The organism is Aeromicrobium sp. UBA7512, from assembly GCF_002476985.1.
GTDB lineage: Bacteria > Actinomycetota > Actinomycetes > Propionibacteriales > Nocardioidaceae > Aeromicrobium > Aeromicrobium phoceense.
Window position 1 is genome coordinate 592,435 of record NZ_DLNK01000005.1, and the last position, 18,383, is coordinate 610,817.

Below are 18,383 nucleotides of genomic sequence, written 5' to 3' on the forward strand. Positions count from 1 at the left end.
TACTTTCGGCTATCAGGAAAAGCGTGTCGGGGGCTGTCTGGTGCCGGTCGGACACGGCAGGGTGGGACCCATGATCGAAGTCCAGAGTCTGTCCAAGTCGTACGGCGACTTCCGCGCCGTCGACGACGTCTCGTTCGTGTGCCGCCCAGGGCGCGTCACCGGGTTCCTCGGACCCAACGGTGCCGGCAAGTCCACGGCGATGCGCATGATCGCCGGCCTGACCCGCCCCACCGGTGGCTCCGCCTCCATCGGCGGCTCGGCGTACGCCGACATCCCGAACCCCGCCACGCAGGTCGGCGTGCTGCTCGACGCCTCCGCACAGCACGGCGGCCGCACCGGCCGCGAGGTGCTCGTCATCGGTGCCCGCGCCATGGGCCTGCCCATGTCGCGCGTCGACGAGATGCTTGCCCTCGTCGGCCTCACGCCGAAGGAGGCCAAGCGCCGCGTCCGCAACTACTCGCTCGGCATGCGCCAGCGCCTCGGCATCGCCCACGCGCTGCTGGGCGACCCGAAGGTCCTCATCCTCGACGAGCCGGCGAACGGCCTCGACCCGGCCGGCATCCACTGGATGCGCCAGCTGCTGCGCGAGTACGCCAACCGCGGCGGCACCGTGATGCTCTCGTCGCACCTGCTGCACGAGATCCAGATCATCGCCGACGACCTCATCGTCATCGGGCACGGCCGGATCGTCGCCAGCGGTACGAAGGACGAGCTGCTGAAGACCGCGGGATCCCGCGTCCGGGCCCGCGACCAGGTCGCCCTGCTCGAGGCCCTGAAGGGAGCCGGGCTGGAGGCGATCGTCGCGTCCGACGCGGTCACCTCTCCGGCGTCGCCCGAGGAGGTCGGCCTGGCCGCCGCGAAGGCCGGGGTGCCCCTGCTCGAGCTGCGCGAGGCCGACGGAGCCGGCCTGGAGGCCATGTTCCTGCAGCTCACCGCCGAAGACCAGCGCGATCTCATCGCCACCGAAGGAGTCCAGTCATGAGCACCACCACGACCGGGTCGACGATCGACCTGTCCCGCCCCGCGATCCCCTTCGGCCGCGAGGTGAGGGTCGAGCTGCGCAAGATGTTCGACACCCGCGGCGGCCTGTGGCTGTTCATCATCACCGGCGGGCTCCTGCTCCTGGCCATGGCGCTCACGCTGCTCGTGCTGGCCCTCAACGACGACGTGACGATCACGGCCTCGGGCTTCGCCCAGATCATGACCATCCCGCTGTCGATCCTGCTGCCGGTGTTCGCGATCCTCACCGTGAGCAGCGAGTGGAGCCAGCGCACGCACCTGACCACCTTCAGCCTGCAGCCCCACCGCGGCCGCGTCATCGGTGCGAAGTTCGCCGCCGTCACGCTGCTCGCGCTGGGCACGCTCGTGCTGGCGGCCGTCTTCGGTGCTCTCGGCAACGTCCTCTACGGCATGCTCACCGACCACGAGGTCGTCTGGAACCTCACCGGCAAGGAGCTGTTCTGGACCGTCGTGCTGCAGCTGGCGTTCTTCTGGATGGCGTTCGCGTTCGCGTCGCTGCTGCTGAACACGCCGGCCGCGGTGGCCAGCTTCTACGTCGTCGCGCTGATCCTGCCGGTCGTGGCGTACCCCATCCTGATGGCCCTCTTCGGCTGGGCGCGCGATCTGCTGCCGTGGCTGGACTTCAATTACGCGGCCACGCCGCTGATCTCCGGTGACGACGTCATGGGCGAGCCGGTCGACGTCGGGGCGCTGGAGTACCTGCGCTTCGCGTTCACCTTCTGCCTCTGGGTGGTCCTGCCCGGCGTGCTCGGCTTCCTGAGGATCCAGCGCACCGAAGTGAAGTGAGGCCGAGCCGTCGGCGCGGTGGTCGCTCGCTAGGTTGGATCGCATGTCCGACCTGCTGACCACCGCGCGCGACGGCGACGTCGTCGTGCTGACCCTGCGCCGGCCCGACCGGCGCAACGCCCTCAACCTGGCGCTGTGCCGCGAGCTGCACGAGGCCGCGACCGGCGCGGTCGAGCAGGGCGCGCGTGTCCTCGTCGTGACGGGGGAGGGGTCGGCCTTCTGCGCCGGCGCCGACCTCGACGGCGTCTACGGTGACGAGTTCATCGAGGCGCTCTACCGGATGCTGCACCACCTCGCGAAGGTGCCGGTGCCGATCATCGCGGCCGTCAACGGCCCGGCGATCGGCGCGGGCACGCAGCTCGCCATCGCGTGCGACCTGCGCGTGGTGGACGAGAGGGCCAGGTTCGCCGTCCCCACCGCGCGCAACGGCATGGCGGTCGATGCCTGGACGATCCGCACGCTGGCCGACCTCGCCGGCACCGGGCGCGCCCGTCGCGTCATGCTCGCCGCCGACACGATCGACCGCGACGAGGCGCTCGACTGCGGCCTGGCCGACCGCGCGGGAACCCTCGACGACGCGATCGCGTGGGCGCACGAGATCGCCCGCCTCGCACCGCTGACGCTGGCCCACAACAAGCTCGTCCTCAACGGCTCGACCGACGACGACGAGCGCATCACGCAGAGCTTCGCCGACGTCTGGGCCAGCGAGGACGTCAAGGAGGCGGCCCTGGCCCGCACCGAGAAGCGCGACCCGATCTTCAGGGGGATCTGATGACACGACCGCAGAGCATCGCCTTCCGCGCGCTGGACTCCCACGTCGTCGCAGGGCGCGCCGACGAGCTGGCGCTCGTCACGGCCACCGGCTCGCTCTCGTACGCGCAGCTGCTGCACGAGTCGGCGTCGCTCGCCGGCGGGCTCCGCGACCTCGGCCTGCGTGCCGGGGCGCCCGTGCGGCTCTCCGTCTCCGACCGGCACACCTGGGTCGTGAGCGTGCTCGCCGTCGTGCGTCTGGGCGCCGAGCCCGCGAGCGACGCCTCGTTCGCGATCGAGGGCGATCCGGCCACGATCCACGACGGCGAGGAGGAGTACGAGCTCGACCTCGTCCTGCGCGCCGGCCGCGTCGACCCGGCCCCGGCCGCCGTGCACGACGAGGGCGACTACGGCGAGCGGATGGAGCGCGCGTACGGCGACGTGCTGGCCACCCTCCTGCACGGTGGCACGCTGACCTGACCGGTTCGCGGGGGACGACCCCGCGTTCGTCCGCCGGTGCCACAATGGAGCCCATGAGTTCGCGGGTGGTCGTCCTGGGCTCCACCGGGTCGATCGGCACGCAGGCGCTCGACGTGGTGCGAGCCAATCCGGACCGGTTCGACGTGGTGGCGCTGGCCGCCGGAGGCGCCGATCCGGCGACCCTGGCGTCCCAAGCGCTGGAGTTCGGCGTCGAGGTGGTCGCGGTCGCCAACGCCACCTCCGCGCAGGACGTGCAGCTGGCCCTCTACGCCGAGGCGCAGCGGCGCGGCTGGTCGGCGGGGGAGTATCGCCTGCCCCGGCTCGTCACCGGCCCCGAGGCGGCCGTCCAGGCCGCGCGCGTGCCCGCCGACACGGTCCTCAACGGCATGACCGGAGCGGTCGGACTGATGCCCACGCTGGCTGCGCTCGAGACCGGCGCCACGCTTGCGCTGGCCAACAAGGAGTCGCTCATCATCGGCGGCGACCTGGTGCTCGACGCCGCGAAGCCGGGCCAGCTGGTGCCGGTGGACTCCGAGCACTCCGCGCTCGCCCAGGCCCTGCGGGGCGAGGAGCCCGAGGACGTGCGGCGTCTCGTGCTGACCGCCAGCGGCGGTCCGTTCCGCGGCCGCACCCGTGAGGAGCTGCGCGACGTCACGCCCGAGCAGGCGGCGGCGCACCCCACGTGGGACATGGGCCCGGTCATCACGATCAACTCGGCCACGCTCGTCAACAAGGGCCTCGAGGTCATCGAGGCGCACCTGCTCTTCGGGATCGGCTACGACCGGATCGAGGTCGTGGTGCACCCCACGTCGGTGGTCCACTCGATGGTGGAGTTCGTCGACGGCTCCACGATGGCCCAGGCGTCCCCGCCCGACATGAAGCTGCCGATCGCGCTCGGCCTGGCGTGGCCGCGCCGCGTTCCCGGCGCCGTTCCTGCCTGCGACTGGAGCTCGCGGACCGCGTGGGAGTTCTTCCCGCTCGACGACACGGCGTTCCCCGCCATCCGCGTCGCCCGTCGCGCCGGTGAGTTCGGTCGCACCGCGCCAGCCGTGTTCAACGCCGCCAACGAGGTCTGCGTCGACGCCTTCGTGGCCGGCGACCTCGACTTCCTCGGCATCGTCGACACCGTCGCCGAGATCGTCGACGACCACCTCGCCGACCCCGACGCCGCCACCGGCGACCTGTCGGTCGAGCGGGTTCTCGAGTCCGACGCCCGCGCCCGCGCTCGCGCTCGCGAGGTCGTCGCCGCACGGGCCGAGGTGACCAGCCGATGATGTACGCCCTCGGAGTCGTCCTCTTCCTCATCGGCGTGGCCGCCTCGATCGCGCTGCACGAGGTCGGGCACATGTGGCCCGCCAAGAAGTTCGGCATCAAGGTCACGCAGTACTTCGTCGGCTTCGGCCGCACCCTGTGGTCGGTCAAGCGCGGCGAGACCGAGTACGGCCTCAAGGCCATCCCGCTCGGCGGCTTCGTGAAGCTCGTCGGCATGCTCCCGCCCGAGCGCGAGGAGCGCGACCGCGAGGGCCACCTCGTCGTGCGCTCCTCGAACACGGGCCTGTTCACCCAGATGGCCACCGACGCACGTGCCGCGGAGTACGAGGACATCGACCCGGCCGACGAGGACCGCCTGTTCTACCGCAAGCCGTGGTGGCAGAAGGTCATCGTCATGGCCGGCGGGCCCACGGTGAACCTGTTCATCGCCACCGTGCTGTTCTCGATCTCCTTCATGGCGTTCGGGGTGCCCACGCCCACCACCACGGTCTCGGCGGTGTCCGACTGCGCGATCACCGACGCGGAGGCCGGCCGCGCGTGCACCGATGCCGACCCCGTCACCCCGGCGCGCCAGGCTGGTCTCGAGCCGGGCGATGTCCTGACGACGTTCAACGGCGAGCCGCTCGACGACTGGACCGAGGTCACCACGCTGATCCGCCGCAACGGCGACAGCGAGGCCACGATCGGGTTCGAGCGCGACGGTGCCGAGCGCGAGGTCACGGTGAACACCTCGGTGCTCGCGCGGGCCGCCGTCGACGACCCCGATCGCACCGAGAACGTGGGCTTCCTCGGCGTTTCCCCGACCTTCGTCACCGAGCGGCAGGGCCCGGGCTTCGTCGTCGTCCAGATGGGGGACATGATCGGCGCCACGGCGAACGCGCTGGTCCACCTGCCGGCGCGCATGGTCGACGTCGCCAAGGCGGCCTTCGGCGCCGAGCGGGACGCCGAGGGTCCGGTCAGCGTCGTCGGCGCCAGTCGGGTCGCCGGTGAGCTCGTCACGTACGACGACCCCACGTGGGCCGAACGCACCCAGCGCCTCATCAGCCTGCTGGCCAGCCTCAACCTCTTCCTGTGGCTGTTCAACCTGATCCCGCTGCTGCCGCTCGACGGCGGCCACATCGCCGGCGCCCTCTGGGAGCAGATCCGCCGCACGTTCGCGCGACTGCGCGGACGGCCCGATCCGGGCTTCGTGGACGTCGCGAAGATGCTGCCGGTCGCCTATGGGGTTGGGCTCGTCCTTATAGTCATGGGTGTGGTCCTGATCTATGCCGACATCGTCAATCCGGTGAGGCTCTCGTGACCGGCGTCGACCTCGGAATGCCCGAGGCCCCGCCGCCGGTGCTCGCCCCTCGCCGTCCCACCCGCAAGATCAAGGTGGGCTCGCTCGACGTGGGCGGTGACGCCCCGATCTCGGTCCAGTCGATGACCACCACGCTGACGTCGGACATCAACTCCACGCTGCAGCAGATCGCCGAGCTGACCGCCGCAGGCTGCGACATCGTGCGCGTCGCGTGCCCCAGCCAGGACGATGCCGAGGCCCTGCCCGCGATCGCCAGGAAGTCCCAGATCCCGGTCATCGCCGACATCCACTTCCAGCCCAAGTACGTGTTCGCCGCGATCGACGCCGGCTGCGCCGCGGTCCGCGTCAACCCGGGCAACATCCGCAAGTTCGACGACCAGGTCGGCGCGATCGCCAAGGCCGCCAAGGACGCGGGCGTCTCGCTGCGCATCGGCGTCAACGCGGGCTCGCTCGACAAGCGCCTGCTGGAGAAGTACGGCAAGGCCACGCCCGAGGCGCTCGTCGAGTCGGCCGTCTGGGAGGCCTCGCTCTTCGAGGAGCACGACTTCCACGACTTCAAGATCTCGGTCAAGCACAACGACCCCGTCGTGATGGTGGCCGCCTACGAAATGCTCTCCGAGCGTGGCGACTGGCCGCTGCACCTGGGCGTCACCGAGGCGGGTCCGGCCTTCCAGGGCACGATCAAGAGCGCCACCGCCTTCGGCGCGCTGCTCAGCAAGGGCATCGGCGACACGATCCGCGTCTCCCTCTCGGCCCCGCCGGTCGAGGAGGTCAAGGTCGGCATCCAGATCCTCCAGTCGCTCAACCTGCGCCCGCGCAAGCTCGAGATCGTCTCGTGCCCCTCGTGCGGGCGCGCCCAGGTCGACGTCTACACGCTGGCCGAGCAGGTCACCGCCGGTCTCGACGGCCTCGAGGTGCCGCTGCGCGTCGCCGTCATGGGCTGCGTCGTCAACGGTCCGGGTGAGGCCCGCGAGGCCGATCTCGGCGTCGCGTCGGGCAACGGCAAGGGCCAGATCTTCGTCAAGGGCGAGGTCATCAAGACCGTGCCCGAGAGCCAGATCGTCGAGACCCTCATCGAAGAGGCGATGCGCATCGCCGAGACGATGGAGCCGGTCGACGGCGGCTCGGCGTCCGTCTCCGTCTCCTGAAGTCCTCGGTCCGTCGGCTGACGCCCGGGTAGGCTTTTGCCATGACCGAGGTCTGCGATCCGCCCGCAGCGACGTCCTCCTACGTGAGGCCGTTGGGACGAGCCGACCTCGACCTCATCCACGACGTGCTCGATCGTGAGCCGCTCGTCGACATGTTCGTGCGCCATCGCGTCGACTCGACCCGGCTCGACCGCCGCTGGTTCGGTGCCGAGCTGTGGGGCTACTTCGAGGACGGCGAGGCCGTCTCGCTGCTGCACGTCGGGGCCAACGTCGTCCCGGCCCAGGCCACGCCCGCGGCGATCGACGCGTTCAGCGACCGGCTCCTCACCCACGGCCACAAGCCGAGCTCGCTCGTCGGCCCGGCCAAGGCCGTCCTGCCCCTGTGGGACCGGGTCAAGCACGAGTGGGGCCCCGCGCGCTCACCGCGACCCAACCAGCCGTTCATGGTGCTCAAGCACGACAGCGACGTCCCGCTCGACCCGCGGGTGCGTCCGGTCGGGATCGACCAGGTCGACACGCTCTACCCGGCCTGCGTGGCGATGTTCACCGAGGAGGTCGGGATCCATCCCGAGTCGGTGGGCTCGCCGAGCGGCTACCGCGCCCGCGTCACCCAGCTCGTGACGATGGGCTGGTCCTACGCGATCATCGAGGACGGCACGGTGCTGTTCAAGACCGAGGTGGGCGCAGCGACGGACACCGGGTGCCAGCTCCAGGGGGTCTGGGTGCACCCCGACCTGCGAGGCACGGGAGTCGCCGCCCCGGCCCTCGCCTCGGTGATCCGCCAGGTGCGCCGCTCGGTGGCGCCCGCCGTCACCCTCTACGTCAACTCCCACAACACCCCGGCTCTTCGCACGTACCAGCGTGTGGGCTTCCGCCACGTCGAGACGTTCGCCTCGATCCTGCTCTGAGAGGTCCCATGACCCGCCGCACCGACCTGGCGCTCGTCGCCGTCCCCTTCGCCGTGTCCGGCGTCATCCACCTCGTGCGACCCGAGGTCTTCGAGCGGATCGTCCCGCGCTTCCTGCCGCGTCACCGCCAGCTCGTGCTGGCCTCCGGCGTGGCCGAGCTGGTCTGCGCGGCCGCCGTGATCGCTCCGCCCACCCGCCGCGTCGGTGCGCTGGCTTCCGCGGGCCTGCTGGCCGCGGTGTTCCCGGCCAACGTGCAGATGGCGGTCGACGTGGTCGGCAGCCGCCGCGCCTCCCCGGCCTACAAGGTGGGCGTCGTCGCCCGGCTGCCGCTGCAGTGGCCACTGATCCGCGCGGCGCTGAACCTCGCGCGCTCCGGCCGCTCCTGAACCCGTCGGGCGGCCACGGCGGCCGGTGCCCCAGCCGATAACCTCGTGCCATGCGCATGAGTCAGCTGTTCCTCCGTACCCTGCGCGACGATCCCGCCGATGCCGAGGTTCCGAGCCACAAGCTGCTCGTCCGCGCCGGCTACGTGCGTCGCGTCGCCCCCGGCATCTACTCGTGGCTGCCGCTGGGACTGCGGGTGCTGGCGAAGGTCGAGGCGATCGTCCGTGAGGAGATGGCCGCGATCGGCGGCCAGGAGGTGCGTTTCCCGGCGCTGCTGCCGCGCGACCCCTACGAGGCCACCGATCGCTGGACCGAGTACGGCGACAACCTCTTCCGGCTGAAGGACCGCCGCGGCAACGACATGCTGCTCGGTCCCACGCACGAGGAGATGTTCACCCTGCTGGTGAAGGACACGTTCTCGTCCTACAAGGACCTGCCCGCGATCCTCTACCAGATCCAGACGAAGTACCGCGACGAGGCGCGACCCCGCGCGGGCATCCTGCGCGGCCGCGAGTTCATCATGAAGGACTCGTACTCGTTCGACGTCACCGACGAGGGCCTCGAGCAGGCCTACCAGGCGCACCGCGCCGCCTACATCCGTGTGTTCGACCGGCTCGGCTTCGACTACGTGATCGTCCAGGCCGACTCCGGTGCGATGGGCGGCTCGGCGAGCGAGGAGTTCCTCGTCGTCTCCGAGACCGGCGAGGACACGTTCGTCCGTTCGCCCGGTGGCTACGCGGCCAACGTCGAGGCCGTGACCACCGTGGTACCCGACGCGATCGCGTTCGACGGACTGCCCGGCGCGCACGCGGAGCTGACGCCCGACACGCCCACGATCGAGACCCTCGTCGACCACGCGAACGCGGCGTTCCCGCGCGACGACCGTCCGTGGACGGCCGCCGACACGCTCAAGAACGTCCTCGTGATGCTGCGCCACCCCGACGGCTCCACCGAGCCGCTGGCGATCGGCCTGCCCGGCGACCGCGAGGTCGACACGAAGCGGCTCGAGGCCCAGGTGTCGCCCGCCGAGATCGAGCCCTTCGACGACGCCGCGTTCGCGAAGTACCCGGCGCTGGCCAAGGGCTACATCGGCCCCGGCGTGCTCGGCACCGAGAACGCCACCGGCATCCGCTACCTCACCGACCCGCGCGTCGTGGACGGCTCCAGCTGGATCACGGGCGCCGACGTGCACGGCTCCCACGTCTTCGACCTCGTGGCCGGCCGCGACTTCACGTCCGACGGCACGATCGAGGCCGCCGAGGTGCGTCCGGGGGATCCCGCGCCCGACGGCTCGGGCCCGCTCGAGCTGGCCCGGGGCATGGAGATGGGTCACATCTTCCAGCTCGGGCGCAAGTACGCCGAGCGGCTCGGCCTGCAGGTGCTCGACGAGAACGGCAAGCTCGTCACCGTCACGATGGGCTCCTACGGCGTCGGCGTCTCGCGCGCCGTGGCCGCCGTGGTCGAGGGCTCGTACGACGAGTCGGGCATCGTCTGGCCCAAGGAGGTCGCGCCGTTCGACGTCCACCTCGTCGTCGCGGGCAAGGCGCCCGAGCTGTTCGAGGGCGCCGACGCCATCGTCGCCGACCTCGAGACGGCCGGCTTCGACGTGCTCTACGACGACCGTCCGAAGATGTCGCCGGGCGTGAAGTTCAAGGACGCCGAGCTGATCGGCGTGCCGACGATCGTCGTGGTGGGCAAGGGCCTGGCCGACGGCGTCGTCGAGCTCAAGGACCGTGCCACCGGCGAGCGCACCGACGTGCCCGTGGGCGAGCTCGTCGCCACCCTCACCGCCCGCGCCTGACGCGCCCGGGCACGTCAGTCGAGGCCGGGGAAGGGCTGCGGCTCGCCGCCCCAGCGCACCTCGGCCACCGCGGCCGCGCGCAGGCCGCGTACCGCTCGGTCGCGGGCCTGGTCGGCGGTGGCGGCGACGAGTCGCACGCACGCCGCGGCGATGCGCGCCTCCACGTCGCGCACCAGCGCGCGAGCCGCCTTCGCGTTCGTGGGCTCGGGGACGTCGTAGGACGGCTGGGTGGCCACGGGGGAGCCGCCGAGCTCCCGGACCACGTCGCCGAGGCGGTCGCGGACGGTCGAGTGGGCCGCGAGCGCGTCTTCCGCGGCGTCGGCCAGCGCGGGGACGCGGGCGCCCACGAGGCCCAAGGTCCAGATCGCCTCGTGCTCGAGGGCCAGCCAGCGCTGCGTGAGGCGCAGCTCGGTCGCCGTGCTCATGTCAGCGCCACCGCTTGGGCGAGGCCGGCGGACATCGCCGCGAGCACCTGGGCGAACTCCGGCGCGATGGCCGCGCGGGCGTCGATGGCCCGGTGGCGGGACGCGGTGCGCAGGGCGGCACCGAGATCACCGGCGCCGGTCCCCGTGCCGGGCGTCGCGCCCAGCTGCTCCAGCTGGGCGGAGAGCAGCGTGACCGCGGGCGCGTTCGCGGCACCGCGGGCGACGGCCAGCACACGCTGCTGGTCCTCGATGACAGCCCGCATGAGCGAGGTGTCCTCGGGCCGGGGGAGCGGCTTGGGTGTCGCGCCGACGGCGCGCAGGGCGTCGTCGAAGGTGTCGGTGACGAACAGCCCGGCCAGACCCACGGCCGCTCCGCCCGCGGCGGCGATCACGACGCGTCGGCTGCTCACGACCGCAGACTACCGACCGCGACCTCTTCGCTAGGGTGGGGCAGTACCGAAGACAACTGAACAGGAGCACCCGATGACCACTTCCCCCACGGACCGGATATCGAGTCTCCTCGAACCCGTCGTCACCCCCCTCGGCCTCGACCTCGACGAGGTCGAGCTGCTCGGCAAGAACGAGAACCGCCGCCTGCTGGTCGCCGTCGACCGCGACGGCGGCGTCGACATCGACACGATCGCCCAGGTCACGCGCGCCGTCTCCGCGGCCCTCGACGAGTCCGACGTCATGGGCGAGAGCCGCTACACGCTCGAGGTCGCGTCGCGCGGCGTCGACCGCCCCCTCCTCGAACCGCGCCACTGGCGCCGCAACGCCGGCCGCGTCGTGGCCGTCGAGCTGGTCGACGGCGAGCGCTTCGAGGCCCGCATCCGCGCCAGCGACGACACCGGGGTCGACCTGGCCGTCAAGGGCGACACCACCCGCTTCCCGTACGACGAGATCGTCAAGGCCGTCGTGCAGATCGAGCTGAACCGGAAGGACGTCTGATGGACATCGACATGTCCGCGCTGCGGATGCTGGAGCGCGAGAAGGGGATCGGCTTCGACCTCGTCGTCGACGCGATCGAGACCGCGCTGCTCTCGGCGTACCACAAGACCGCGGGTGCCCAGCAGCACGCGAGGGTCGAGCTCGACCGCAAGACCGGTCACGTCACGGTGTGGGCGCGCGAGCGCCTCGAGGCGGCCCCGTCCGAGGACGGCGAGACGCCCGCCGCCACGTTCACCGAGGAGTTCGACGACACCCCCGAGGACTTCGGCCGCTTCGCCGCGTCCGTCGCGCGCCAGCTGATCATGCAGCGGATCCGCGACGTCGAGGACGAGCGCAAGTTCGGTGAGTTCTCCGGCAAGGTCGGCGACATCGTCTCCGGCGTGATCCAGCAGGGCCGCTCGCCCGGCGACGTGTTCATCGACCTCGGCTCGATCGAGGCCGTGCTGCCGCTGAACGAGCGGGTCCCCGAGGAGCGGTACGCCCACGGCGAGCGCATCAAGGCCTACGTCTACGAGGTCGAGCGCGGCCTGCGCGGTCCGCGCGTGAAGGTGTCGCGCACGCACCCGAACCTGGTGAAGTTGCTGTTCGCGCTGGAGTCGCCCGAGATCGCCGACGGCTCGGTCGAGATCGCGGCCATCGCCCGCGAGGCCGGCCACCGCACGAAGATCGCCGTGCACGCCACCGCCGCCGGTGTGAACCCCAAGGGCGCCTGCATCGGCCCGATGGGCCAGCGCGTGCGCGCGGTCATGACCGAGCTGCACGGGGAGAAGATCGACATCGTCGACTTCAGCGAGAACCCGGCCGAGTTCATCGCCTACGCGCTGTCCCCGGCGCAGGTGAAGGGGGTCACGATCGTCGACGAGGCCACGCGCTCCGCCCGCGTCGTCGTCCCCGACTTCCAGCTGTCGCTCGCGATCGGCAAGGAGGGCCAGAATGCCCGCCTCGCAGCGAAGCTGACCGGTTGGCGGATCGACATCCGGCCCGACACGGCACCCACGCCGGGTGGCGATTCGGCGTCCACTCGGTAGAGCCGCTAGACTGGACTGTGGTGATTCGTACGTGCGTCGGCTGTCGTCAGCGTGCGGAGAAGTCCACCCTGGTGAGAGTCGTCGCCGGCCGGAGCCCCGCGGGAAGCACCGTGGAGCCCGACCCAGACGGATCTCGGCCGGGCCGCGGTGCGCATCTGCACCCCGCGGAACGGTGCCTGCAACTCGCTCTTGACCGGCGAGCGTTCGTCAGGGCCCTTCGTCTCGAAGGCCCCCTCGACACCGACGCTGTCGCCGCCTGGGTGCGAGCCGAGGCCCACAGCAGAGCCTGACCACTGTGGCACCGACCGGTGCCGCTCGAAACGGAAATCGGAGCACACGCTCATGAGCACTCGATGAGTACTGCGCAATGAAGATGCACCGCGCAATGAGCCTGTACGTCAACAACTGATCCGTGCCTCCTTCGGGGCCGGATCCCTGAAGGAGAAGAGTGGCTGTCAGAGTCCACGAGCTCGCACGCGAGCTCGGTGTCGAGAGCAAGGTCGTCCTGTCCACCCTCAAGGAGATGGGCGAGTACGTGAAGTCGGCGTCCTCCACCGTCGAGGCGCCAGTCGTGCGCCGTCTGAAGGAGGAGCACGGCGACCGCCTGCGCGAGCAGGGCGCCAAGAAGGGTGCCAAGAAGGCCCCCGCCAAGCCGGCGGCGCCCCAGGCACCCCAGAAGACCCCCGAGTCCACGTCCGCCGAGGTCGCCGCATCGCCGGCCGCCCCGTCGGCCCCCACCGCGCCGAAGCCGGGTCCGGCACAGGCGCCCACCCCCGAGGCTCCCGCCCCGGCTCCCCAGGTCGTCGAGGGTCCCGCCCCGGCAGCGCCTGAGGCACCGGCGCCCGAGGCTCCCGCCGCGGCGGCTCCCGCGCCGACGCGTACCCCGGGCCCGCGCCCGGGTCCCGCTCCAGCGCCGGCTCCCCGTCCGGGCCAGGCCGGTGGCCTGCCCACCGGCGGCGGTCCCCGTCCCGGTCCGCGCACGCCTGCCGCGCGTCCGGGCAACAACCCGTTCTCGTCCAAGCAGGGCATGCAGCAGGACCGCGCACCGCGGCCGCCTGCCGCACGTGAGGGCGGTGCCCCGGCACGTCCGGGCATGCCTCGCCCCAACCCCGCGATGATGCCCAAGCAGTCGTCGGTCGGGCCCGCGCGCCCCGGTGCGCGTCCCGGTCCCGGCGGTCGCGCCGGCGGTCCCGGTCGTCCCGGCGGCGGTGGCCGTCCCGGTGGCGGCGGTGGCGCCGGTGGCGCTGCGCGTCCCGGTGGCTTCAGCGGCCCTCCCGGTGGCGGTCGCCCCGGTGGCGGCGGTCCCGGTCGCAACCAGCGCGGCGGCACCCAGGGTGCCTTCGGTCGCGCCGGTGGTCCGGTGCGCCGTGGTCGCAAGAGCAAGCGCGCGAAGCGTCAGGAATTCGACCAGATGCAGGCGCCGTCGATCGGCGGCGTGCGCGTCCGCAAGGGCGACGGCCAGATCGTGCGCCTGGCGCGCGGCGCCTCGCTGACCGACTTCGCCGACAAGGTCGGCGTCGACGCGGCATCGCTCGTCCAGGTGCTGTTCCACATGGGCGAGATGGTGACCGCGACGCAGTCGGTCAACGACGAGACGCTGCAGCTGCTCGGTGAGGAGCTGAACTACGACGTCCAGGTCGTCTCGCCCGAGGACGAGGACCGCGAGCTGCTCGAGTCCTTCTCGCTGGAGTTCGGCGAGGACGAGGGCGACGAGGAGGATCTCGCGGCCCGCCCGCCGGTCGTCACCGTCATGGGTCACGTCGACCACGGCAAGACGAAGCTGCTCGACGCGCTGCGCAAGGCCAACGTGGCGGCCAAGGAGGCCGGCGGCATCACGCAGTCGATCGGCGCCTACCAGGTCGCCACCGAGGTCGACGGCAACGAGCGTCGCATCACCTTCATCGACACCCCGGGCCACGAGGCGTTCACCGCCATGCGTGCCCGTGGTGCCCAGGCGACCGACATCGCGATCCTCGTGGTCGCGGCCGACGACGGCGTCATGCCCCAGACGGTCGAGGCGCTCAACCACGCCAAGGCCGCCGGTGTGCCGATCGTCGTCGCGGTCAACAAGATCGACAAGGAAGGCGCCGATTCGACCAAGGTCCGCGGTCAGCTGACCGAGTACGGCCTGGTGCCCGAGGAGTACGGCGGCGACACGATGTTCGTCGACGTCTCGGCCAAGGCCGAGCTGGGCCTCGACGCCCTGCTCGAGTCGATCGTGCTCACCGCGGACGCGGAGCTCGACCTGCGCGCCAACCCGAACCAGCGGGCCGAGGGCCTCGCGATCGAGGCTCACCTCGACCGCGGTCGTGGCCCCGTGGCCACCGTGCTGGTCCAGCGCGGCACGCTGCGCGTCGGCGACTCGCTCGTCGCCGGTCCGGCCTTCGGCCGTGTCCGCGCGATGCTCGACGAGTTCGGCGACAACATCGAGGAGGCGACCCCGTCGCGTCCGGCGCTCGTGCTCGGCCTGACGGCCGTGCCCGGTGCGGGTGACAACTTCATGGTGGTCGAGGACGACCGCATCGCCCGTCAGATCGCCGAGAAGCGCGAGGCGCGCGAGCGCAACGCCCTGCTGGCGAAGCGCTCCGGTCGTCGCACGCTTGAGGACTTCATGTCCTCGATGGAGAAGGGCGAGGCCGACGAGCTGCTGCTCATCCTCAAGGGCGACGGCGCTGGTTCGGTCGAGGCCCTCGAGGACTCGCTGGCCGGCATCGACATCGGCGACGAGGTCTCGCTGCGGGTCATCGACCGTGGTGTCGGCGCCATCACCGAGACCGACGTCAACCTGGCGGCGGCCTCCAACGCGGTCATCATCGGCTACAACGTCCGCCCGCAGGGCAAGGCGACGGAGCTGGCCGACCGCGAGGGTGTCGAGATCAAGTACTACTCGGTCATCTACCAGGCGATCGACGAGATCGAGGCGGCCCTCAAGGGCATGCTCAAGCCGATCTACGAGGAGCAGCAGCTCGGTACCGCCGAGATCCGCGACATCTTCCGCTCGAGCAAGGTCAAGGGCGGCAACATCGCGGGCTGCATGGTCACCAGCGGCTCCATCCGGCGCAATGCGAAGGTTCGCATCGTGCGGGACGGCTCGGTCGTGGCCGACAACCTCGACGTCCTGTCGCTGCGCCGTGAGAAGGACGACGCGTCCGAGGTCCGCGAGGGCTTCGAGTGCGGTGTCGTGGTCTCGTACTCCGACATCAAGGTCGGGGACACCATCGAGGCCTTCGAGCTGGTCGAGAAGAAGCGGGACTGACCGTGGCAAGCCCTCGTCAGGCGAAGAAGTCCGATCGCATCAAGGAGATCGTGGCGACGATGCTCGAGCGGCGGGTCAAGGACCCGCGGCTCGGCTTCGTCACCATCACGGACGTGCGGCTGACCGGCGACGGTCAGCACGCGTCGATCTTCTACACCGTGATGGGCGACGACCGCTCCCGGGAGGACACCGCCGCGGCGCTGGTCAGCGCCACGGGCCTGATCCGCTCCGAGGTCGGCAAGCAGCTCGGGGCGCGGCACACGCCGTCCCTGGAGTTCTTCCTGGACTCCGTCCCCGAGACGGCGCGCGAGATCGAGGACCTGCTGGCCAAGGCCCGCGAGTCCGATGCGCGCGTCGCCGAGGCGGCCCAGGGCGCCGCGTACGCCGGCGAGCCCGAGCCGTACAAGCAGCGCGAGGACGAGGACGAGTCCACTGAGCAGTGAGGTTCCGGGGTCGCGGCACGCCGACTCGCAGCAACGCGAGCGGCGCGCCGCGACCACGGCCTCGGGCCTGGTCGTCGTCGACAAGCCGATCGACTGGACCTCGCACGACGTGGTCGCGCGCACGCGACGGCTCGCCGGCACGCGCAAGGTCGGCCACGCCGGCACGCTCGATCCCATGGCCACGGGCGTGCTCGTGCTCGGGGTCAACCGCGCCACCCGGCTGCTCGGCCACGTGGCCGGCGCCGACAAGGAGTACCTCGCCACCATCGCGCTGGGTGCCACGACCGTCACGGACGACGCCCAGGGCGACGAGACGTCGGTGGCCGATGCGTCGGCCGTCACCGCCGACGACGTCCTGCGCGAGATCGCACCGCTGACCGGCGCGATCGAGCAGGTGCCCTCGGCCGTCTCGGCCATCAAGGTCGACGGCAAGCGTGCCTACGCGCGCGTGCGGTCGGGCGAGGAGGTCCAGCTCAAGGCACGCGCCGTGACGGTGGAGACCTTCGAGCTGACCGGGTTCGAGCCCGGCGAGCGCGCCTTCGCCCACGTGCGCGTGGTGTGCTCGAGCGGCACGTACGTGCGTGCCCTCGCGCGTGACCTCGGTCGCGCGCTGGGCGTCGGCGGACACCTCACCAGCCTGCGCCGCACGCGCGTGGGCGGCTTCGGCCTCGACCAGGCCCGCACCCTCGACCAGCTGGCCCAGTCGTTCGACATGGTCGGACTCGACGACGCCGCGCGGGCCGCGTTCCCCGGCCTGGACCTCGACGAGGACCAGGCCCGCGACGTGCGGTTCGGCCGCGCCCTCCCGGCGGTTGCCCTCCCGGCCGAGGGCCCGGTGGCGATGTTCGCCCCCGACGGTTCCTTCCTCGCGCTGTACGAGGCGGCCGGCGCCGGCGCGCGCCCTGTCGCCGTCTTCGTCTGAGACCACCTAGGCTGAGCGCCATGCGCTTCCGGTCGTCACCCCCACGCGGCCTGTTCCGCCGCTTCCTGATCGGCAGCCTGTTGGTGCAGCTGGGTGCCGTCGTCTCGCTGATGACCGCCACCTCCATCCGCAAGCGGATGCGTGGCAAGGGCACCGAGCCGCTCCCGCGGATCGAGGCCGAGCACTTCACGATCGGTGGCGGCAACGAGGTGCAGGTGTACGTCTCGGGGGAGGCGCTGTACGACGACATGCTCGCCGCGATCGCCGGCGCGCGCCGGCGGATCCTGCTGGAGTCCTACATCATCAAGGGCGACGAGATGGGCCGCCGGTTCCGCCGCGCCCTGCGCGACGCGGCCGACCGCGGCGTCGAGGTCTGCGTGATCTACGACGGCTTCGCCAACCTCGTGGTGCCGCCCGCGTTCTTCCGATTCGGCCACGGGGTGCACATGATGCGCTACCCGATCCTGCCGCACCGGCTGGCGTTCTTCAGCCCTCGCGCCTGGGGCCGCAACCACCGCAAGATCCTCGTGGTCGACGACGCCATCGGGTTCGTCGGGGGCTACAACATCGGCAGCCTCTACGCCGACGAGTGGCGCGACACCCACGTCGCGGTCACCGGTCCGGCGGTGTGGGACCTGGAGAACGCCTTCATCGACTTCTGGAACGATGTGCGTCCGCACGAGTCGATGACGCCCCTCTCCGAGTCCACCTGGGACCCGCACGTGCGCGCTCACCGCAACGTGCCCCGGCAGCTCATCTACCCGATCCGTGGGATGTACCTCGAGGCGATCGACCGGGCGACGAAGTCCATCGAGATCACGCAGGCGTACTTCATCCCCGACAAGAACATCCTGCAAGGACTCGTCGACGCCAGCCGTCGCGGCGTGCAGGTGCGTATCCTCGTCCCGAAGGTCTCGAACCACGTCGTCGCCGACTTCGTCGCGCGCGGCTACTTCGGCCAGCTGCTCGACGCCGGAGTGGAGATCCTGCGCTACAGCGACCACATGGTGCACGCGAAGACGATGACGGTCGATGGCGAGTGGTCGACCATCGGCACTGCCAACATCGACCGTCTGAGCCTGACGGGGAACTACGAGATCAACCTCGAGATCCTCGATGACGGACTCGCGGAGGGCATGAGCCGCATCTTCGAGCGCGACGCCCAGAGCGCCCAGGTCCTCGACGTCCAGGCCTGGCGCGACCGGCCCACGATCGCCCGGCTCTACGAGCGTCTCCTGAGCCCGTGGCGGCCGCTGGTCTGACGCCGGCGCCGGCGCGGTCGGCGTGTCCCGGGGGAGCGGGCGTGGTCGTTTTGGCCCGGAATCTCGGGTGTGACGCAGGGCACCCCGACCCCGGTTTGCCCTCGCTGGGATCGTATGGGTAGTGTTCTTCTTGTTGCGCCGAACAGCGCAGCGGAGCGCAGACCGAAGCGGTTAACGCCAGGAACTCCTGTTGGGGGTCCGGAAACTGGCCGCGGGAAAACGTAGCGCGCATCGTGACCGACCCGGGTTT

19 protein-coding genes are annotated in these 18,383 nt (G+C 71.3%); 17 read left to right on the forward strand and 2 right to left on the reverse strand.

All coding sequences use genetic code 11. From position 1 onward, the window contains the following. Positions 1 to 70 precede the first annotated feature (70 nt). From B2363_RS09305 to B2363_RS09350, 10 genes are read left to right on the forward strand one after another with little or no spacing between them, the layout of a single operon-like run. Positions 71 to 982 carry an ABC transporter ATP-binding protein gene (locus tag B2363_RS09305; RefSeq protein WP_286929750.1) on the forward strand — a complete coding sequence of 304 codons (912 nt, stop codon included), beginning with the start codon at positions 71 to 73 and terminating at the stop codon, positions 980 to 982. After that, positions 979 to 1,806, forward strand: a complete 828-nt coding sequence (locus tag B2363_RS09310) for a hypothetical protein (protein WP_286929751.1) — start codon at positions 979 to 981, stop codon at positions 1,804 to 1,806. Before B2363_RS09305 ends, B2363_RS09310 begins: the two co-directional genes overlap by 4 nt. Positions 1,807 to 1,849: 43 nt before the next feature. After that, the gene (locus B2363_RS09315) at positions 1,850 to 2,578 is read left to right on the forward strand and encodes an enoyl-CoA hydratase (protein WP_286929752.1); all 729 of its coding nucleotides are present in this window, start codon (positions 1,850 to 1,852) and stop codon (positions 2,576 to 2,578) included. After that, on the forward strand, positions 2,578 to 3,036 hold the full coding sequence (locus B2363_RS09320; RefSeq protein WP_286929753.1) for an AMP-binding protein: 459 nt from the start codon (positions 2,578 to 2,580) through the stop codon (positions 3,034 to 3,036). Before B2363_RS09315 ends, B2363_RS09320 begins: the two co-directional genes overlap by 1 nt. Before the next feature lie 53 nt (positions 3,037 to 3,089). Next, complete coding sequence (gene dxr / locus B2363_RS09325) at positions 3,090 to 4,310, forward strand: 1-deoxy-D-xylulose-5-phosphate reductoisomerase (RefSeq protein WP_286929754.1); 1,221 nt, start codon at positions 3,090 to 3,092, stop codon at positions 4,308 to 4,310. After that, positions 4,307 to 5,608, forward strand: a complete 1,302-nt coding sequence (locus B2363_RS09330; protein ID WP_286929755.1) for a M50 family metallopeptidase — start codon at positions 4,307 to 4,309, stop codon at positions 5,606 to 5,608. Before dxr ends, B2363_RS09330 begins: the two co-directional genes overlap by 4 nt. A gap of 17 nt (positions 5,609 to 5,625) precedes the next feature. Further along, positions 5,626 to 6,756: a flavodoxin-dependent (E)-4-hydroxy-3-methylbut-2-enyl-diphosphate synthase gene (gene ispG / locus B2363_RS09335; RefSeq protein ID WP_286929775.1), complete on the forward strand. Its 1,131-nt coding sequence runs from the start codon at positions 5,626 to 5,628 to the stop codon at positions 6,754 to 6,756. Between the two features lie 41 nt (positions 6,757 to 6,797). Further along, positions 6,798 to 7,664, forward strand: a complete 867-nt coding sequence (locus B2363_RS09340; RefSeq protein ID WP_181755433.1) for a DUF4081 domain-containing GNAT family N-acetyltransferase — start codon at positions 6,798 to 6,800, stop codon at positions 7,662 to 7,664. 8 nt (positions 7,665 to 7,672) lie between these two features. After that, positions 7,673 to 8,050, forward strand: coding sequence for a DoxX family protein (locus B2363_RS09345; RefSeq protein WP_286929756.1), 378 nt, complete (start codon positions 7,673 to 7,675; stop codon positions 8,048 to 8,050). A gap of 56 nt (positions 8,051 to 8,106) precedes the next feature. Then, positions 8,107 to 9,849: a proline--tRNA ligase gene (locus tag B2363_RS09350; protein ID WP_286929776.1), complete on the forward strand. Its 1,743-nt coding sequence runs from the start codon at positions 8,107 to 8,109 to the stop codon at positions 9,847 to 9,849. A 14-nt stretch (positions 9,850 to 9,863) separates the two neighbouring features. Here B2363_RS09350 and B2363_RS09355 read toward each other — a convergent pair whose 3' ends face one another. Both B2363_RS09355 and B2363_RS09360 read right to left on the reverse strand, forming a co-directional pair. Continuing rightward, positions 9,864 to 10,274 (reverse strand): DUF4439 domain-containing protein, encoded by a 411-nt coding sequence (locus tag B2363_RS09355; protein WP_286929757.1) that lies wholly within the window; start codon positions 10,272 to 10,274, stop codon positions 9,864 to 9,866. After that, positions 10,271 to 10,684 (reverse strand): hypothetical protein, encoded by a 414-nt coding sequence (locus tag B2363_RS09360; protein ID WP_286929758.1) that lies wholly within the window; start codon positions 10,682 to 10,684, stop codon positions 10,271 to 10,273. Before B2363_RS09360 ends, B2363_RS09355 begins: the two co-directional genes overlap by 4 nt. 73 nt (positions 10,685 to 10,757) lie before the next feature. On the opposite strand from B2363_RS09360, the gene rimP reads away from it, so the two are divergent. The 7 genes from rimP (at position 10,758) to B2363_RS09395 (ending at position 18,133) form a co-directional block, all read left to right on the forward strand. Continuing rightward, positions 10,758 to 11,222, forward strand: a complete 465-nt coding sequence (rimP, locus tag B2363_RS09365) for a ribosome maturation factor RimP (RefSeq protein ID WP_286929759.1) — start codon at positions 10,758 to 10,760, stop codon at positions 11,220 to 11,222. Next, a complete protein-coding gene (gene nusA / locus B2363_RS09370; protein WP_286929760.1) occupies positions 11,222 to 12,250 on the forward strand; it encodes a transcription termination factor NusA in 1,029 nt (342 codons plus the stop codon). Before rimP ends, nusA begins: the two co-directional genes overlap by 1 nt. Before the next feature lie 20 nt (positions 12,251 to 12,270). Continuing rightward, positions 12,271 to 12,540, forward strand: a complete 270-nt coding sequence (locus B2363_RS09375; protein WP_286929777.1) for a YlxR family protein — start codon at positions 12,271 to 12,273, stop codon at positions 12,538 to 12,540. 158 nt (positions 12,541 to 12,698) lie between these two features. After that, on the forward strand, positions 12,699 to 15,506 hold the full coding sequence (infB, locus tag B2363_RS09380; protein ID WP_286929761.1) for a translation initiation factor IF-2: 2,808 nt from the start codon (positions 12,699 to 12,701) through the stop codon (positions 15,504 to 15,506). Further along, a complete protein-coding gene (gene rbfA, locus B2363_RS09385; protein ID WP_194956478.1) occupies positions 15,503 to 15,949 on the forward strand; it encodes a 30S ribosome-binding factor RbfA in 447 nt (148 codons plus the stop codon). Before infB ends, rbfA begins: the two co-directional genes overlap by 4 nt. A gap of 67 nt (positions 15,950 to 16,016) precedes the next feature. Further along, complete coding sequence (gene truB / locus B2363_RS09390) at positions 16,017 to 16,871, forward strand: tRNA pseudouridine(55) synthase TruB (RefSeq protein ID WP_286929778.1); 855 nt, start codon at positions 16,017 to 16,019, stop codon at positions 16,869 to 16,871. 20 nt (positions 16,872 to 16,891) lie between these two features. Then, entirely contained in the window at positions 16,892 to 18,133 is a 1,242-nt protein-coding gene (locus tag B2363_RS09395) for a phospholipase D-like domain-containing protein (RefSeq protein WP_286929762.1), read from the forward strand. Positions 18,134 to 18,383: the final 250 nt, after the last annotated feature.

What these genes read in the sequence shown, in the direction of transcription:
- B2363_RS09355 (WP_286929757.1), bottom strand. Translation starts at nt 10,274, where the DNA reads ATGAGCACGGCGACCGAGCTGCGCCTCACGCAGCGCTGGCTGGCCCTC.
- B2363_RS09315 (WP_286929752.1), top strand. Translation starts at nt 1,850, where the DNA reads ATGTCCGACCTGCTGACCACCGCGCGCGACGGCGACGTCGTCGTGCTG.
- B2363_RS09305 (WP_286929750.1), top strand. Translation starts at nt 71, where the DNA reads ATGATCGAAGTCCAGAGTCTGTCCAAGTCGTACGGCGACTTCCGCGCC.
- B2363_RS09310 (WP_286929751.1), top strand. Translation starts at nt 979, where the DNA reads ATGAGCACCACCACGACCGGGTCGACGATCGACCTGTCCCGCCCCGCG.
- B2363_RS09350 (WP_286929776.1), top strand. Translation starts at nt 8,107, where the DNA reads ATGAGTCAGCTGTTCCTCCGTACCCTGCGCGACGATCCCGCCGATGCC.
- dxr (WP_286929754.1), top strand. Translation starts at nt 3,090, where the DNA reads ATGAGTTCGCGGGTGGTCGTCCTGGGCTCCACCGGGTCGATCGGCACG.
- ispG (WP_286929775.1), top strand. Translation starts at nt 5,626, where the DNA reads ATGCCCGAGGCCCCGCCGCCGGTGCTCGCCCCTCGCCGTCCCACCCGC.
- B2363_RS09320 (WP_286929753.1), top strand. Translation starts at nt 2,578, where the DNA reads ATGACACGACCGCAGAGCATCGCCTTCCGCGCGCTGGACTCCCACGTC.
- B2363_RS09340 (WP_181755433.1), top strand. Translation starts at nt 6,798, where the DNA reads ATGACCGAGGTCTGCGATCCGCCCGCAGCGACGTCCTCCTACGTGAGG.
- B2363_RS09395 (WP_286929762.1), top strand. Translation starts at nt 16,892, where the DNA reads ATGCGCTTCCGGTCGTCACCCCCACGCGGCCTGTTCCGCCGCTTCCTG.
- B2363_RS09330 (WP_286929755.1), top strand. Translation starts at nt 4,307, where the DNA reads ATGATGTACGCCCTCGGAGTCGTCCTCTTCCTCATCGGCGTGGCCGCC.
- nusA (WP_286929760.1), top strand. Translation starts at nt 11,222, where the DNA reads ATGGACATCGACATGTCCGCGCTGCGGATGCTGGAGCGCGAGAAGGGG.
- rimP (WP_286929759.1), top strand. Translation starts at nt 10,758, where the DNA reads ATGACCACTTCCCCCACGGACCGGATATCGAGTCTCCTCGAACCCGTC.
- B2363_RS09345 (WP_286929756.1), top strand. Translation starts at nt 7,673, where the DNA reads ATGACCCGCCGCACCGACCTGGCGCTCGTCGCCGTCCCCTTCGCCGTG.